This window comes from Couchioplanes caeruleus, assembly GCF_003751945.1.
Lineage (GTDB): Bacteria > Actinomycetota > Actinomycetes > Mycobacteriales > Micromonosporaceae > Actinoplanes > Actinoplanes caeruleus.
In genome coordinates, this window is record NZ_RJKL01000001.1 from 3,969,944 (window position 1) to 3,986,248 (window position 16,305).

15 protein-coding genes are annotated in these 16,305 nt (G+C 69.6%); 3 read left to right on the forward strand and 12 right to left on the reverse strand.

What is annotated here, in order from left to right; genetic code table 11:
• Window positions 1–917: 917 nt before the first annotated feature.
• Together EDD30_RS17660 and EDD30_RS17665 are read right to left on the reverse strand one after the other, a co-directional pair.
• The gene (locus tag EDD30_RS17660; RefSeq protein WP_071808846.1) at window positions 918–1,214 is read right to left on the reverse strand and encodes a WXG100 family type VII secretion target; all 297 of its coding nucleotides are present in this window, start codon (window positions 1,212–1,214) and stop codon (window positions 918–920) included.
• A gap of 19 nt (window positions 1,215–1,233) precedes the next feature.
• Window positions 1,234–1,572: a WXG100 family type VII secretion target gene (locus EDD30_RS17665; protein ID WP_394328313.1), complete on the reverse strand. Its 339-nt coding sequence runs from the start codon at window positions 1,570–1,572 to the stop codon at window positions 1,234–1,236.
• Between the two features lie 451 nt (window positions 1,573–2,023).
• Between EDD30_RS17665 and EDD30_RS17670 the strand changes: the two genes are divergently transcribed.
• The 3 genes from EDD30_RS17670 to rarD all read left to right on the forward strand — a co-directional run bounded on the left by EDD30_RS17670 (window position 2,024) and on the right by rarD (window position 5,883).
• Window positions 2,024–3,745, forward strand: a complete 1,722-nt coding sequence (locus EDD30_RS17670; protein ID WP_244945294.1) for a type VII secretion protein EccE — start codon at window positions 2,024–2,026, stop codon at window positions 3,743–3,745.
• A 405-nt stretch (window positions 3,746–4,150) separates the two neighbouring features.
• Entirely contained in the window at window positions 4,151–4,531 is a 381-nt protein-coding gene (locus tag EDD30_RS17675) for a phage holin family protein (protein ID WP_071808848.1), read from the forward strand.
• 428 nt (window positions 4,532–4,959) lie between these two features.
• Window positions 4,960–5,883, forward strand: a complete 924-nt coding sequence (gene rarD, locus EDD30_RS17680; RefSeq protein ID WP_071806995.1) for an EamA family transporter RarD — start codon at window positions 4,960–4,962, stop codon at window positions 5,881–5,883.
• 11 nt (window positions 5,884–5,894) lie between these two features.
• Here the strand turns inward: rarD and EDD30_RS17685 are convergent, their stop codons facing one another.
• From EDD30_RS17685 to nuoI, 10 genes are all read right to left on the reverse strand, one after another.
• Window positions 5,895–6,602: an anti-sigma factor family protein gene (locus EDD30_RS17685; RefSeq protein WP_071806994.1), complete on the reverse strand. Its 708-nt coding sequence runs from the start codon at window positions 6,600–6,602 to the stop codon at window positions 5,895–5,897.
• Window positions 6,599–7,093 carry a sigma-70 family RNA polymerase sigma factor gene (locus tag EDD30_RS17690; protein ID WP_244945613.1) on the reverse strand — a complete coding sequence of 165 codons (495 nt, stop codon included), beginning with the start codon at window positions 7,091–7,093 and terminating at the stop codon, window positions 6,599–6,601. The genes EDD30_RS17685 and EDD30_RS17690 overlap by 4 nt, the downstream gene beginning before the upstream one ends.
• A 90-nt stretch (window positions 7,094–7,183) precedes the next feature.
• The gene (locus EDD30_RS17695; protein WP_071806992.1) at window positions 7,184–7,978 is read right to left on the reverse strand and encodes an IclR family transcriptional regulator; all 795 of its coding nucleotides are present in this window, start codon (window positions 7,976–7,978) and stop codon (window positions 7,184–7,186) included.
• A gap of 307 nt (window positions 7,979–8,285) precedes the next feature.
• Window positions 8,286–9,278, reverse strand: coding sequence for a polyprenyl synthetase family protein (locus tag EDD30_RS17700; protein ID WP_394328280.1), 993 nt, complete (start codon window positions 9,276–9,278; stop codon window positions 8,286–8,288).
• A 362-nt stretch (window positions 9,279–9,640) separates the two neighbouring features.
• Entirely contained in the window at window positions 9,641–11,173 is a 1,533-nt protein-coding gene (nuoN, locus tag EDD30_RS17705; RefSeq protein ID WP_071806990.1) for an NADH-quinone oxidoreductase subunit NuoN, read from the reverse strand.
• Window positions 11,174–11,175: 2 nt separating this feature from the next.
• Window positions 11,176–12,714, reverse strand: coding sequence for an NADH-quinone oxidoreductase subunit M (locus tag EDD30_RS17710; protein WP_071806989.1), 1,539 nt, complete (start codon window positions 12,712–12,714; stop codon window positions 11,176–11,178).
• Entirely contained in the window at window positions 12,714–14,636 is a 1,923-nt protein-coding gene (gene nuoL / locus EDD30_RS17715; RefSeq protein ID WP_071806988.1) for an NADH-quinone oxidoreductase subunit L, read from the reverse strand. The genes EDD30_RS17710 and nuoL overlap by 1 nt, the downstream gene beginning before the upstream one ends.
• A 12-nt stretch (window positions 14,637–14,648) precedes the next feature.
• Window positions 14,649–14,948, reverse strand: coding sequence for an NADH-quinone oxidoreductase subunit NuoK (nuoK, locus tag EDD30_RS17720; protein ID WP_015618499.1), 300 nt, complete (start codon window positions 14,946–14,948; stop codon window positions 14,649–14,651).
• A complete protein-coding gene (locus EDD30_RS17725) occupies window positions 14,945–15,712 on the reverse strand; it encodes an NADH-quinone oxidoreductase subunit J (RefSeq protein WP_071806987.1) in 768 nt (255 codons plus the stop codon). The genes nuoK and EDD30_RS17725 overlap by 4 nt, the downstream gene beginning before the upstream one ends.
• Window positions 15,709–16,305, reverse strand: a complete 597-nt coding sequence (gene nuoI / locus EDD30_RS17730) for an NADH-quinone oxidoreductase subunit NuoI (protein WP_071806986.1) — start codon at window positions 16,303–16,305, stop codon at window positions 15,709–15,711. Before nuoI ends, EDD30_RS17725 begins: the two co-directional genes overlap by 4 nt.

A 16,305-nucleotide genomic window follows, 5' to 3' on the forward strand; every position in this document is an offset into this window, starting at 1 on the left:
AGGTCAGGCCCCGATCACAATGGGCGGCTGCTCGCATACAGCAAACCAACCTCCCCACCGCCGCAATAGTCGCGCAGCGACACTTCCCCATGACCACAAGTAGCCACAATTAGGGAAGACGCGACTCAACAGTAACGATCCCGGCACCACCTCATCCGCATCATCGCCACAATGTCACCAACTAGCGCCACCACCAGCGCCCCTAGGACCCCCGCCGCCGCCACCCGCGCGCGCAGCCGGGACGAGGCTACGACCGCCCCGGGAAGCTCGGGGCCACGCTTGCAACCCCGCCTCAAGAACGCGAACCCGCCTCCACAACCAGGAACAGCAGCGGGAGGACGGCGGCCACGACGCCAAACCCTGGGTAACTGAGCCAATGACCGCCGGGTTGAGGACGCCCGCACGAGCGTGACCGCGGGACATGCCCGCCACCCGCCGAGGCGCGACCGGAACCGCCCCGGAACCGCCGGGCGTGACCTGCACCGCCAACCCCCGCCCGGCACCCGCCGAGCGCGCGACCGGAACCGCCGAACGCGAGCCGCGCTGCCAACCAGGACACCAACCCGGACCGCCGATCACGACTCGTGCCGCCGAGCATGACCGACACCCGCTAAGCGCGACCAGCACTGACAAGCGCGACCCGAGCCGCCGGCCATGGGCGGCACCGCCAAGCGCCGCCGACACCGCCAAGCGCGACCCGCATGGCCAAGCGCGACCCGCCGCCACACCGGGAACTGCACGGCGCGGGTTGCTGGGCCGTGGCCGGACGCCGACCGGCCGGCGCCACCGACGGCCAAACCGCCGCTGGCAGCGGGGACGAACGATGACAAAACCACCATCCGCCTTCGAAGGGCCGCGCACCGCAAACGGAAAAGGCCGGGACCGACCGCTTGGAGCGGCCCCGGCCTTCCCACGAATCAGCCCGCGAAGCGCTTCTCCGCGTTGCCCTCGGTGGTGGCGTAGTCCTGAGCCGCCTGGTCCACCGCGATCTTGATGTCGCGGAGGATGTTCTTGAGGTCCGTGGACGCGGTGGTCCACTTCTGCTGGCGCTGGGCGTATGCCTCCTGCGCCTTGCCTTCCCAGGTCGCGACCAAGGGACGTGCGTCGGCCTCGAGCTGACCGAGCTGCGACTCGAGCTCGTTCACTGCCTTCTGGATGTCGGCACCGGCCTGGCCCAGGGCGCCGAAGTTCACGCGAAGCAAACCGTCGTTCATCGAGTGACCCTTCCCACTGTCAGTTCTCGAGCGGCAGGCTGTAGCCGCCGCCACCGGACTTGGTCACCGTGCTCGCGGCCGTGCTGTCCGTGCTCTCGTAGCTGACACCGGACGTGCGGATCGCCTCGGAGGTGTCGGCCAGGGCCTTGTTCAGGTCGGCGAGATCACGCTGGTACTGATTCTTGACCGTCTCGAACGCCCGGCCGCCAGCACCCACCCACGCGGTCTGAAGCACCGAAAGCTCCGACATGAGCTTGTTCAGCATGGAAGTCAACGAGCTGTTGACCTGGTCAAACTTCGCGGCGGTCTGCGCCATCACCGCGGATTCTGCCTGCGTCTGGGCCACCCCGGACGTCACCCCGCTTCCTCTTTCGTCTGCGTTGCACCGGGTCCTCAATGGACGGCCGAACTGGCGAACGACCCGCCGGAGCACTGACGTGGCCACCAGGTTAGCCCGTCCCACGAGGTGGCGGGGGGCTCCCCTGAGCAGCCGTTTTCCGTTCCGGTCAGTGACCGTAGCTCGAAAAACGCGGCAACGGTAACTCGGAGTGCCGGCCTGTGGATATCGCCGCCGCAGTTATCCACAACCCTTCCCCATCACGGAACGCCGAGCCATACGATGGCTCCTCGCGAACACAACCACGATCGAAGGGCGGCGCGGGGTGACGGCAGAGGTGGCGGACGGCCGCAGCTTCCCGGAGCTGAACGGCGGCGGTCAGCGCCTGCCCAAGGTGCGCACGCCCCATGTCCGTTATGGACGATTATTCGGTATTCGCACCAGTCAGCTTGTCAGTACCCAAGTGGCCGTCGTGGCCTTACTGATCGGCGCCGCCAACGGCCCTATCGCCCTCGGCGCCGCGGCATTTGCGGCAATTGTCCTGCTCGCCCTCACCTGGCTCCGCCTGCGTGGCCGCTGGGCGTTCGAGTGGCTCGGCACAGCGACCAGATACGCGGGCCGGCGCCACGCAGTGTCCGTCGGCAGCGCGCCGACCGCACTGCTCGAGTTCGTCGCGCCTGGCGCCACCGTCGAGCAGACGGGGTTGGCCGGCGATCCGGCCGCGGTCATCGTCGACGGGCAGGGTCTCACCGCCGTTCTCGAGCTCGGCGAGACGGCCGGCCTCCTCGCCGAGCTGGCCGGTGCGGCGCCGTCCCCGGCGGGATTGCTGCCGTCCGCGGATGCCGAGCATCCGCCATGCCGCATCCAGCTAGTGCTCGCCGGAGCCCCTGCTCCTTCCTTGCGGGCGGGAGGCGGCACGCCCGCCAACTCGTACCGTCAACTGACCGATGGACGCCTGCTCGGCCACAGCCGAGCGCTCCTCGCGGTCCGGGTGCTGCGCGCCGAGGGCTGGTCCGACGACGATCTCCGACGGGCGTTGTCCGGGCTGGTCCGCAGGCTGGTCCGCCGACTCGCGCCGAGCCCGGTGCGCCCTCTGGGCGAGGCGGCCGCCCTGGGTGTCATCGCCGACCTCGCCCACGATGAGGGCGGCGGCGTGGCCCAGGAGAGTTGGGCGGGCCTGCGGGTCGGGGGCCTGGCCCAGGTCACGTTCCGGCTCCGCCGCTGGCCCGACCTACGGATCGAGACCTCCCGGCGCATCATCGCCCGCATGCTTGCCCTGCCTGCGGCAGCGACCACGGTTGCGCTGGGTGCCGGACCACACTCACCCTCGGGTACGGACACAGCCATCGACCTCACCGTCCGTCTCGCCGCGCCGGATGCCGCAACGTTGTCGCTCGCTGCCCAGACTCTGCGCAAACTCCTCGCCGCCGAGCGAGCTACCGTGCAGCGTCTCGACGGCGAGCACCTCGGCGGCCTGACCGCGACCCTGCCACTGGGCATTCCGACGTCACCGGCGATCCCCGGCCGCCCCGACCTGAACGGCCTCGGAAGCCACCCCACCGGCCTGGTGGAAGACCTCGAACTGCCGATCAGCAACGCGGGCCTGATGATCGGCACCAACCGCCGCGGCGAACCGGTCATCGCGCGCCTTTTCCGGCCGGAGCAGACCCGCGCCCTCCTCATCGGCGGCGTGCGCTGCGCGCAACTGGTGTCGCTACGGGCGATGGCGCTGGGCGCGCGGGTGGTGGTCCAGACGGCACGCCCGCAGGCCTGGGAACCCTTCGTACGCGGGGCCGCGGTTCCCGGTGAGTCGATCGCGGTCATCCCGCCGGGCCGAGCGGTGGACATGCCCCAGGGCTCGGCACTGCAACCGCTCCTGGTGGTGATGGACATCGGCCCGGTCGGCGCGGACAGCCGACCTGGACCCGGCTGGCAGACCACCCTGGTGGTCCGCGACGGCTTCACCTCGGCGGACGCGGACGTCGCCTCCCGCGCCGACCTCCTCCTCGTGCAGCCGCTCCGAGCAGACGAGGCCGAACTCGTCGGCGCCACCCTCGGCCTGGGCGAGACGGCGACCTGGCTGACCCAGATCCGCACGGACATGGTGGGAGTGATCAACCGGCGCGCGGTCCGCTGGGCGGCGCTGTCCCAGACCCCCATCGAAGCCCAGTTGATCGGCCTCCCAACCCGCTGACGCGACAACCCGCGGCTTCACCGCCCGGCGACGACGGCGACGCGGCGCAAGCCCTGGAGTTGCGGAGCCGCCACCCCATGGCCCCGAGGTTGAGCCGCGGCCACCGAGGCCGGGTGGGACCGTCGGCGCCTCTGGTCCACACGCCGACCGCACCGCTCCACACGCCATCCGCGCGGCGTCGCATTCTGCAAGCGCCCGCTCCGCCCACCGCGTGCACCGCGACACCGCAGCCCCCGTTGCGCACTACTGCGGTTTGCATTCGGGCCTGGACTGGCTCGCAAAGCGCGCCAATCGGATTCGAGGGCGGTATCGGGTCTGTCTGTACGGCCGGTTTCTCGACGTGCGCTGACAAGATCGTGGAGTGTTGCTGCTCTTGGTGGCCCGGGCGTGGCACCATCGCGAGCCATGGGCATCATCATCCGGCTGGTCATCACGGCCGTCTCGCTGTGGATCGCCACTCTGGTCATCGACGGCATCCGGCTCACGACCGACTCAGTACCTGGGAAGGTCGGGGCGCTCCTCGCCGTCGCCGTCATCTTCGGCATCGTGAATGCCGTGCTGCGGCCGATCATCAAGATGATCGGGTGCGGGCTGTACGTTCTCACCCTCGGCCTGATCTCCGTGGTGGTGAACGGCCTCCTCTTCCTGCTCACTAGCTGGATCGCAGGCCGGTTCGATCTGCCGTTCCACGTGGACGACTTCTGGCCCAGCGCGGTTCTCGGCGCTCTCCTCGTCGGCATCGTGAGCTGGGTCCTCAACATGCTCGTCCCCGACGGCGACGACTGACCCCAAGCGGGTTCCCGGCCCTGGATGAACCCCGGGCGGCCAAGACGCCGTAGCGACCGGTCCCGCACGGAGCGGGACCGGCCACAGGGTGTGCTCCCGCGGTAGACGGACCGCGAGCATTGCCTCGGAGCGCGACGGACGCCGGGCAGCGAACCCAGCCTCCAAAGCGCCGCTCAGCGACCCCAGCCGAAAAGCGCCGCTCAGCGACCCCTGCCCCAAAAGCGCCGCTCAGCGAGCCCAGTGCGGCCGGCGGCGGGTGGCGACCCGACGGAACACGGCGGTATAGCCGAACCCAAGAACGCGAAACCACCAAACACAATCAAGCCGGTAGCGCCACCGCGCCGCCCGCCAATCCCCCACCCCACCCACCCCGGTGAGCTTCAACATATGCAAGGAGCGAACCGCACCCCGCACCTTACGGTGGAAGCATGGGCGACGAGCGGCGCGGATACCTGTACGGCCTCACCGCGTACATCCTCTGGGGCTTCTTCCCCATCTATTTCAAGCTGCTCAAACCCTCCCCACCCCTCGAGATCCTCGCCCACCGCGTCATCTGGTCCGTCGTCTTCATCAGCCTGTTGCTCGCCGCCGCCCGGAACTGGCGGTTCGCCGCCCGGCTCGGCCGGGACCGGCGGCTGCTCGGCGGCGTCGTGCTTGCCGCCGTACTCATCGGCGTGAACTGGGCGACCTACATCTACGGCGTCAATTCCTCGCGGGTTGTCGAGACGGCGCTCGGCTACTTCATCACTCCCTTGGTCGTCGTGCTGCTCGGTGTCACCGTGCAACGCGAACGCCTGCGGGTGTGGCAATGGGTGGCCGTCGGGATCGGTGGGGTCGCCGTGGGTGTGCTGACCGTCGACTACGGGCGCCTGCCGTACATTGCGTTGCTGCTGGCGGCGACCTTCGGGTCGTACAGTCTGGTGAAGAAGCGGCTGTCGCTGCCGCCCGCCGAGGGTTTGTTCGTGGAGTCGGCCGTGCTGGCGCTTCCCGCCCTGGCCTACCTGTGGTGGCTCAACGGGGACGCCCAGTTCGGGCACGTCTCGGCCTGGCACACCACGCTCATGGTGCTGTCGGGCGTCGCCACCGCCGTACCGTTGCTGCTCTTCGCCGGGGCCGCCAACCGGGTGCCGTTGGTCGGTCTCGGCATCCTTCAGTACGTCGCCCCGATCCTGCAGCTCGCCTGCGGGGTCCTGCTCTTCCACGAGCCGATGCCGACCGCACGCCTCGCCGGGTTCGCGCTGGTCTGGATCGCTCTGGTGATCTTCACCGTGGACGGCATCAGGGGCGTCAGAACGGTGGCCGGCTCCGCGGCCGCCACCGCGGAGCCGGCCACCGCCCTGCCGCCTCGCTGACGGTCAGGCCGTCAGGGGACGTCGTAGGCCAGCAGCGTCCGTCCGTCGTTACGGACCAGCGCCAGCCGGGCGAGCGTGCCGCCGGCGAAGTGCGTGACGCCGGACATGTGGAACTCCTTGCCGGGCGAGGCGGTCCAGGAGCCGAGCTGCTCGCTCTCCTTGTCCGGCCCGTACGCCATCAAGCGGACCGTGTACGGCTCCGAATCGGCATTCACCCGGTTGTATGCACACAAGAGCTTGATCTTCGTGCCGCCCGCCGCGCCGGCGAGGTTGAGCTGGGCGCTGACCGGCACCTGGTCGGTGGCCGGCGTCATCGCCACCGTCGGACCCCAGGCGTCGGTGTCGCCGCCGCCCCGGTCGTCCATCCAGAAGACCGCGCCGATGCCCACGACGAGGGCGAGGCAGGCGGCCGCGAGGGCCGTGCCCAGCACTCGCCACCGGACGCGCTTGCGTTCCTGGCGCCGCGTCGTCTGCGCGACCGGGACCAGGTCCGGCATGCTCACCCGGCGGCGCGCGGGCGGCGGAAAGTCCGGTTCCAGGAGGCGCTCGAAGTCGGACGAGTCGAGGCGGCCGAGCAGCCCCGGCAGGACCGCGATGTCGGCCACCGCCTCCCGGCAGAACGAGCACGTGGCGAGGTGCCGTTCGTACGCGGTGCGCTCGGACGGCGACAGGGCGCCCAGGACGTACGCACCGTCGTCATGCTCATGGTCGCATCTCATCCCGTCACCCCCATCTCGTCCAGCACCACGCGCAGCGAGCGCAGGGCGTAATGCGTGCGCGACTTCACCGTGCCCGGCGGTACGCCCAGCCGGGCCGCCGCCTCGGCGACCGAACGACCCCGGTAGAAGCATTCGACCAGGACCTCGCGATGGCTGGTGGAGAGCCGCCCCAGCGCCTCGGCGACCGTCCAGGCCTCCACGGCCCGGTCCGCCTCGTCCGCACTGGGCGGAGGCTCGGGAATCATGTCCGTGACCACCTCGCCGACCCGTACCGACCGCCGCCGCCAGGCATCGATGGCCAGGTTGCGCGCGGTGGTGAAAAGCCATGACCGCACCGTGCCCCGCTCCGGGTCCAGCGCCTCGGGGTGTCGCCAGGCTCGCAGCAGGGTTTCCTGCACGAGGTCCTCGGCCCGCTGGCGGTCGCCCCCGGAGAGGCGTACCGCGTGTGCGAACAGGGCGTCCCCGTGCTCGTCCTGTAGAGCGCGCAGCAGATCGGCGTCATGACTTTCCACGGCTGCCGTCCTCCCTCGCGCGTTCCACCCTGTCTTACGGGCGAGGAAGGCCGGCGGGTTCAACGGAACCTATGCCGTGGCGGCGTCTCCGGTGGAGAGTGCCTCGGCGACGCTGCGGGCGGCCGCCGTCAGCTTGGCCCGGACCACGCGGGCGGAGGTCAGCATCTCCGCCGCCGGCAAGGCGCAGGCGAGCACCAGCCGGCGTTCCATGTCGCGGTCGGTGATGACGTTGACCGCGGCGCCGGCGAGCCCCTGACGGAACTGGCCCATCTCGAGCTGCATGCCCCGCCGCTCGCCCGCGGCCAGGTCGGCCTCGAGCGCCTCGGGGGTGGTCAGGGTGGCCGGGGTGAAGGCGCGCATGCCCCAGTCGCGCAGATATCGGGCGCGCTGGTCGGCGGTGAGCGTGGCCAGCAGGGCCTTGCCGAGCGCCGTGGCGTGGCTGCCCTCGTCGAAGCCGGGAACCATGTCGTCCATGAACGGCGAGCGGGCGCCTTCGGCGCAGGCGGTCACCGCGATCCGGCCGCCGACGAACCTGCCGAGGTAGTGGCTGTAGCCGGTCTCGAGCGCCGCGCGGCGCAACGCCTCGCCGACCGTGGGCGGGCCACGGAACGCCGACACCAGTTCTCGGTACCGGTCGGCGATCTCCAGGCCGACGATGTACGTGCCGTCCTCACGCCTGATCACGTAGCCCTCATACGCCAGGGTGCGTACGAGGTGGTACGTCGTCGCAACGGTCAGCTCGCACCGTCGGGCGATCTGTTTCACGGTGAGTCCGCGCGGGGCCCGACCTACCGACTCGAGCACACGCAGGGCGCGTGACACGCTCCGGATGAGATCTGACGGCTCCGCCAGGGGGTCGCGCACTGCTACCTCCGACGCCGGGGACTTACACCATATGAATAATCTTCCCCCGACGGAATGCCTTGAGCGTGTCGACCATGACCAATCTCTACGGCACGTGTGTTTCTTGATACTCACCGTCTAGATCGGCGGACTCGTCCACACCCTCAAAGGCCCGGCCGACAGCACCACGACCAGCGTCGATGCGAGGCGCCTTACCACGATCAAGCCGTACCCGGCGCCCCGTCGCATGGCCGGCGGCTCGGCCGGAAAGGCCGGGCGCACAACGAGGTTTCCCACGACCCAGACAACAACTCCACGATGTGGACGGTCAGCTTGTGCGATCGGCGATGAAGTCACACAGCGACTCCATCGCGCGCCGCGGCGACCCGTCCGGCAGCGGCACGAGCCGCGCGCGGGCATCCTCCGCATAGGTGCGGACGGTCTCGCGCGCCCGCTTCATCGCGCGCGACTCGCGCAGCAGCCCCAGCGCCTCAGCATGCAGCGCGTCGTCCACGAGCGGCCCGGAAGCGAGCAACTCCCGCAGACGCACGGCGGACGCGTCGGCATCGTCGTCGGCGAGCGCGTAGAGCACCGGCAGGGTGGGCACGCCCTCGCGCAGGTCGGTGCCGGGCGTCTTGCCCGACTGCACCGACTCCGACGCGATGTCGAGCAGGTCGTCGGAGAGCTGGAACGCGATGCCGATCGTCTCGCCGTACCCGGCGAGGGCCTCGACGTGCTCCGGCGTCGCGCCGGAGAAGAGCCCGCCGAAGCGGGCCGACGTCGCGATGAGCGACGCGGTCTTCTCGGCGATGACGTGCAGGTAGTGCTCGATCGCGTCGCTGCCGCGCGGCCCGACCGTCTCGGCGATCTGGCCGTGCACGAGCCGGGAGAAGGTCTGCGCCTGCAGGCGGACAGCCTCGGTGCCCAGCGTGGCCGCGATGTCCGCGGCCCGGGCGAAGAGATAGTCACCGACCAGGATCGCCACGGAGTTGCCCCAGCGGGCGTTGGCGCTCGGCGCCCCGCGCCGCACGGCCGCCTCGTCCATGACGTCGTCGTGGTAGAGCGTGGCCAGGTGGGTGAGCTCGACGACCAGGGCCGCCGGCACGATCTCGGCCCGCGACGGGTCACCGAACTGCGCACCCAGCGCCACGATCAGCGGCCGGAACCGCTTGCCGCCGGCGTCCATCAGGTGCCGGGCCGCCTCGGCCACCAGGGGATCGGCGCTGGCGACGTTGTGCCGCAGCCGATCCTCGACCACGGCGAGCGTCGCCGAAACCGACGCGTCGACCGCGGGGTCGATGTCGATGCCGAGCGACGTCAGCGCGCTGTCAGCAGTCACGCATTCACGATGCCATACGGCTCCTGCGCGGCTGCTCCAGGGGGTTCGAGATCAAAATCATGGGCTTCGAGATCAAGATCATGCTTGGGTACGGGCACAGTCGGCTCGAGTGGCACACGGGCGCGGGATCTGCCTGGTCACGCCCTCACTCAGCCGCCGGGCGGAGCTGCCCGGCGAAACCCCCGGCAAAGCTCCCGGGGGAGGAGCTGCCCGGCAAAGCTCGTGGGGAGGAACTGCCCGGCGAAGCTCCCGGGAAGGGAGCTGCCCGGCGAAGCCTCCGGCCGGAGCTGCCGGAAAGCGAACAGCCCCGGCCTTTCCGGCCGGGGCTGTCGTGACACCGCTGCTTATCTCACGAATTGAGCGGCATCGTTGGTCAGGTCCAGCAGCGGGGCCGGGACCACACCGAGCGCGAACGTCGCGATCACGCCGATGGCCAGGGCCGCCGCGGTCAGGAAGCCCGGGATGGAGACCGCCGGGGTGGTCTCGCCCGGCTCCGACAGCCACATCATCACGATGACCCGCAGGTAGGGGAACGCCAACAGCATGCTGGTGATGACGCCGACGATGACCAGCCAGGTCTGCCCGCCCTCGATGGCCGCGCCGAAGACCGCGAACTTGCTCGTGAAGCCGCTGGTGAGCGGGATGCCCGCGAAGGCCAGCAGGATGAACGAGAAGACACCGGCGAACACCGGGCTCTTGCGGCCCAGCCCGGCCCAGCGCGAGAGATGGGTCGCCTCACCCTCGGCGTCACGCACCAGCGAGACGATCCCGAACGCGGCCAGCACGGAGAAGCCGTACGCGACCAGGTAGAACATCGTGCTCGACAGGCCGTCCTTGTTGAGCGCCAGGACGCCCACCAGCAGGTAGCCCGCGTTGGCGATCGACGAGTACGCCAGCAGCCGCTTCATGTCGGTCTGGGTGACCGCGAGGACGGCGCCGATCAGCATGGTCAGGATGGCGATCACGCCGAGCACCGGCTGGAAGTCCCAGCGGACGCCGTCGAACGCCACGTAGAGCACGCGCAGCAGCGCGCCGAACGCCGCGACCTTGGTGCAGGCCGCCATCAGCGCCGTGATCGGCGTCGGGGCGCCCTGGTAGACGTCCGGCGTCCAGACGTGGAACGGCGCCGCCGCGCTCTTGAACAGCAGCCCGATGGCGACCAGCGCGAGCCCGCCGAAGAGCAGGATCTCGCTGCGGGTGGGGTCGGCCGCCGCGGCATGGATGGACGCCAGGTCCACGGCCCCGCTGAAGCCGTAGATGAGCGCCACCCCGAACAGGAAGAAGGCCGAGGCGTACGAACCCAGCAGGAAGTACTTCAGCGCCGCTTCCTGGCTCAGCAGCCGCCGCCGGCGCGCCAGGGCGCAGAGCAGGTAGAGCGGCAGCGAGAAGACCTCGAGCGCGACGAACATGGTCAGCAGGTCGTTCGCCGCGACGAAGAGCAGCATGCCGCCGAGGGCGAAGACCGTCAGCGGGTAGACCTCGGTGGCGCCCGGCTGGCCGCCGGCCTGCCTGAGGTCCTTCTGGGAGCCGACCGTGATCGCCGCCTGGGAGACGAACGCGCCGCCGGCCTCGATCGAGCGTTCGCCGATCAGCAGCAGCGAGACGATGCCGAGCAGCAGGATCGAGCCCTGGAGGAACAGCGTGGGCCCGTCGACCGCGATCGCGCCGCCGATGGTGACGAGCCGCTTGTCGCGGACCCAGATCACCACGGCCAGCGCGGCGACCAGGGACACCAGCGCGAGACCGAGCTGGACGCCGTGGCGCCGGTTCTTGGGCACCATGGCCTCGAACAGCACGCCCACGCAGGCCGCCCCGAAGAGGATCAACATCGGCGCGAGGGCCGCGTAGTCGATGTCGGGAAGTTTGAGCTCTCCCATGGCTACGGCGCCACCTTTCCGTTCGCGACCGCCGTCGGCGCCGGATCGGTCGAGCCCACGTCCAGCATGGTCGCCTCGACCGCCGGGTTGATCACATCGGTGACCGGCTTCGGGTAGAAGCCGAGCAGCAACAGCAGGAGCACCAGGGGCGCGACGACCGCTTTCTCGCGCCAGCTCATGTCCCGCCGCATCTCGGGGACCTCCTCCAGCGCCGGGTTCAGCGTGCCCTGGGTCGTGCGCTGCACCATCCAGAGCACGTACGCGGCGGCCAGGATGATGCCCGCCGTGGCGATGACCGCGTAGACCTTGTGGGTGGTGAAGGTGCCGATCAGCACCAGGAACTCGCTGATGAACGGCGCGGTGCCGGGCAGGGCCAGCGAGGCGAGACCGGCGAAGAACAGCACGCCGGCGAGCACCGGGACCAGCTTGCCGGCGCCGCCGAAGTCGCTGACCAGGGCGGAGCCGCGGCGCGCCACGAACATGCCGACGACCAGGAAGAGCAGTCCGGTCGCGAGGCCGTGGTTGACCATGTAGAGCACCGAGCCGGTGCCGGCCTGGGTGGTGAAGGCGAAGATGCCGATGCCGATGAACCCGAAGTGGGCGATCGACGTGTACGACACCAGCCGCTTGAGATCGTTCTGCCCGACCGCCAGCAGCGCCGCGTAGATGATGCCGATGAGGCCCAGCACCAGCGCCGCCGGCGCGAACCAGCGCGCCGCCTCCGGGAAGAGTGGCAGGCAGTAGCGCAGGATGCCGAAGGTGCCGACCTTGTCGAGCACGCCGACGAGCAGCGCGGCGGCGGGCGCCGGGGCGGCACCACCGGCGTCCGGCAGCCAGGTGTGGAACGGGAAGAACGGCGCCTTGACCGCGAACGCGATGAAGAAGCCGAGGAACAGCCACCGGGCGGTGTTCGTCTCGAACGCCGCGGAGGCCTCCTTGAGGTTCCCCCAGTCGAAGGTGTGCCCGCCGACCACCCAGAGGCCGACCACCGCGGCCAGCATGAAGAGGCCGCCGACCAGCGAGTAGAGGAAGAACTTCACCGCGGCGTACTGGCGGCGCTGGCCGCCGTACGAGCCGATGATGAAGTACATCGGCACCAGCATGACCTCGAAGAACACGTAGAAGAGGAACACGTCGGCGGCCGCGAAGACGCCGATCATCGTGCACTCGAGGGCGAGCAGCAGGGCGAAGTACGTCGGCACCGACCGCTGGCTCTCGTCCACATCGTGCCACGAGGCCAGGATGACCAGCGGCACGAGGACCGCGATGAGCACCAGCATCACCAGCGCGATGCCGTCGGCGGCGAACGTGAACCGCGCGTCCCAGGTGGGGATCCACTGGTAGGACTCGCGGAACTGGAAGCGGTCGCCGTCGACCTGGAACGCCACCCACATGCCGATGCTCAGCGCGAGCACCGCCAGCGACCACACCAGGGCGACGATCTTGGCGAGGCCGCCGTTGCTTCGCGGGAGGAAGGCCACCACTGCCGCGCCCACCAGGGGGAGCAACGTCAGGATGGACAGGAACGGGAAGTCCTTCATTACGCCAACCACCCCAGCTGGATCGCGAGGAACGCGCCGACGACCAGCACGGCGCCGGTGAGCATGGACAACGCGTACGAGCGGACGAAACCGGTCTGCAGTCGGCGCAGGCGCCCCGAACTGCCGCCGACGGCCGCCGCCAGGCCGTTCACCGCGCCGTCGATGCCCTTGTTGTCCAGGTAGACCAGGGCGCGGGTGAGGTAGATGCCGGGCCGCTCGAACACCGCCTCGTTGAACGCGTCGGTGTAGAGGTTGCGGCGCGCGGCCCGGACCAGCGCGCCCGCGGGCTGCTCCTGCTCGGCCGTACCGTTGCGGAAAAGCATCCAGGCCAGGCCCGCGCCGAGCAGCGTGACCACGATGCCCAGGATGTTGATCGCCGCGTGCGGGAGCACCGCGTGGTGCTCCTGGTGCTCGCCGAAGACCGGCAGCAGCCAGTCCTTCACCGAGGTCGACATCAGCCAACCGGCCGCGATCGAGCCGACCGCCAGCAGGATCAGCGGCACGGTCATGATGAACGGCGACTCGTGCGGGTGCTTGTTGTCCGCGGTGTACCGCTCCGGCCCGTGGAAGGTCAGCACGAACAGCCGGGTCATGTAGAAGGCGGTGAGCCCGGCGCCGAGCAGCGCGGCCATGCCGAACAGCCACGCCGTCCAGCCCTCGCGTTCGAAGGCGGCCGCGATGATCGGTTCCTTCGAGAAGTAGCCGGAGAGCGGCGGGATGCCGATGATCGCCAGCCAGCCCATCATGAAGGTCAGCCAGGTGTACTTCATGTACTTGCTGAGCCCGCCGAAGCGCCGGATGTCGACCTGGTCGTGCATGCCGTGCATGACCGAGCCGGCGCCGAGGAACATGTTCGCCTTGAAGAAGCCGTGCGCCAGCAGGTGGATGATCGCCAGCGCGTACGCCCCGCCGCCGAGCCCGACGCCGAGGAACATGTAGCCGATCTGGCTGACCGTCGACCAGGCCAGAACCCGCTTGATGTCGTCCTTCGCGGCGCCGATGATGCAGCCCATCAGCAGCGTGAGCGCGCCGACGCTGACCACGATCGTCTGGAGCGTGGCGTTGGCCGAGAAGATCGCGTTGGAGCGGGCGATCAGGTAGACGCCGGCGGTGACCATGGTCGCCGCGTGGATCAGGGCGGAGACGGGGGTCGGGCCCTCCATCGCGTCGGGGAGCCAGGCCTGCAGTGGGAACTGGCCGGACTTACCGGCGGCGCCGAGCAGCAGCAGGATGCCCATCAGCAGCACAGTGCCGCCGGACAGCGCGGAGACCCCGTTGAAGACCTTGTCGTACTGGGTGGTGCCCAGCGTCGCGAACATCATGAAGATGCCGATGGCCAGGCCGGCGTCGCCGACCCGGTTCATCAGGAACGCCTTCTTGCCGGCGGTGGCCGCCGAGGGCCGGTTGTACCAGAACGAGATCAGCAGGTATGACGCGAGACCCACGCCCTCCCAGCCGAAGTAGAGCATCACGTAGTTGTTGCCGAGGACCAGCAGCAGCATGGCCGCGACGAAGAGGTTGAAGTACGCGAAGAACCTCCGCCGCCCGGGGTCGTGCTCCATGTAGCCGACGGCGTACACGTGGATGAGCGATCCGACGCCGGTGATCAGCAGCACGAAGACGCCGGCCAGCGGGTCGAACAGCAGCCCGAAGTCGACTTCCAGCTTGCCGACAGCGATGAAGTCCCAGAGGCTCAGCTCGGCCGAGCGCTTGTCCGGGTTCAGCCCGCGCAGTTGGAAGAACATCGACAGGCCGAGGACGAAGGTCGACGCGACCGCCAGCACACCGAGCCAGTGGCCCCACTTGTCCGCCTTCCTGCCCAGCAGCAGGAGGACGGCCGCGCTGGCGAGCGGAATGGCGACAAGCAGCCAGATTCCGCTCAGAAGCCCCGTGGCGGGGGCGTACTCCACTGAATGTCCCACGTGAAGGCCCCTTTAGTACTTGAGGAGGTTGGCGTCGTCGACGCTCGCCGAGCGCCGGGTCCGGAAGATCGACATGATGATGGCGAGCCCCACCACGACCTCGGCCGCCGCGACCACCATCACGAAGAACGAGATGATCTGGCCGTCGAGGCTGCCGTTGATCCGGCTGAAGGTCACCAGCGCGAGGTTCGCCGCGTTCAGCATCAGCTCGATGCACATGAACAGCACGATCGCGTTGCGGCGTACCAGCACTCCGGCGGCACCGATGGTGAACAGGATCGCCGCGAGTACGAGGTAGTAGTCAGGAGTCACTTCTCAGTCCCCTTGGGTGCGGCCTCACGCTCGGTCAGCTCGCGCACGGGCAGGATCGGCGAAAGGGTGCGCTCCGAGTCGTTACCGTCGGGCAGCTTGCCCGCGACGGCGACCGACATGGTGTTGGCGTAGACGCCCGGGCCCGCCTTCGGACCGGGGTAGTTGCCCGGCCGGAAGCGCTCCTTCATCCGCGTCACCTGGTCGACCTTCTCCAGAGAGGCCTGCTCCACGTGGGCGAGGATCATCGCGCCCACCGCCGCCGTGATCAGCAGCGCGGAGGTGACCTCGAAGGCGAAGACGTACTTGGTGAACAACAGCCGGGCGATGCCCTGCACGTTGCCGGGGGCGTTCGCGTCGGCCAGCCCCACCACCGCGGTGTCGCCGAGCGAGCGGGCGAGGCCGGTGGCGACCAGCACGCCGAAGCCGACGCCGAGCAGGATCGCCGCGATCCGTTGCCCGCGCAGCGTCTCGATGAGCGAGTCGGAGGCGTCCCGGCCGACGAGCATGAGCACGAAGAGGAACAGCATCATGATCGCGCCGGTGTAGACGATGATCTGCACCGCGCCGAGGAACGGCGCGTCGTTGACCACGTAGAGGAAGCCCAGGCAGAGCATCGTCAGGACGAGCCACAGCGCGGAGTGCACCGCGTTGCGCGCGAGCACCATGCCGAGCCCGCCGATGACGGCGAGCGAGCCCAGGATCCAGAAGCCCCAGGCCTCGGCGGTGGAGACCTGCGCCGCGGCGTCGGCCGCGTACGCCATCATCGGGCCACCTCCGCGTCGGCGCCCGTGGCGGCGTCCTGCGTGCCGGTCTCGGACCAGGGTGCCCGTTCGGCGCCGGCCGACGTGCCCGGGTTGGTGAGCGCGCCCACGTAGTAGTCCTTGTCGGTGTCGCCGAGGCGCATCGGGTGCGGCGGCTGCTCCATGCCGGGCAGCAGCGGCGCCAACAGCTCCTTCTTGGTGAAGATGAGGTCCTGGCGGTTGTCGCGGGCCAGCTCGTACTCGTTGCTCATGGTCAGCGAGCGGGTCGGGCAGGCCTCGATGCAGAGCCCGCAGAAGATGCAGCGGGCGTAGTTGATCTGGTAGATGCTGGCGTACCGCTCACCCGGCGAGAAGCGCAGTTCGTCGGTGTTGTCGCCACCCTCGACGTAGATCGCGTCCGCCGGGCAGGCCCAGGCGCACAGCTCGCAGCCGATGCACTTCTCCAGGCCGTCCGGGTGCCGGTTGAGGATGTGCCGGCCGTGGTAGCGCGGCGCCGGCTTCGGCGGCGAGAACGGATAGTCGGTCGTGATGACCTTGCGGAACATGTGCGCGAAGGTCACCCCGAAGCCCTTGAACGAGCCCGTGAACGTTCCCAC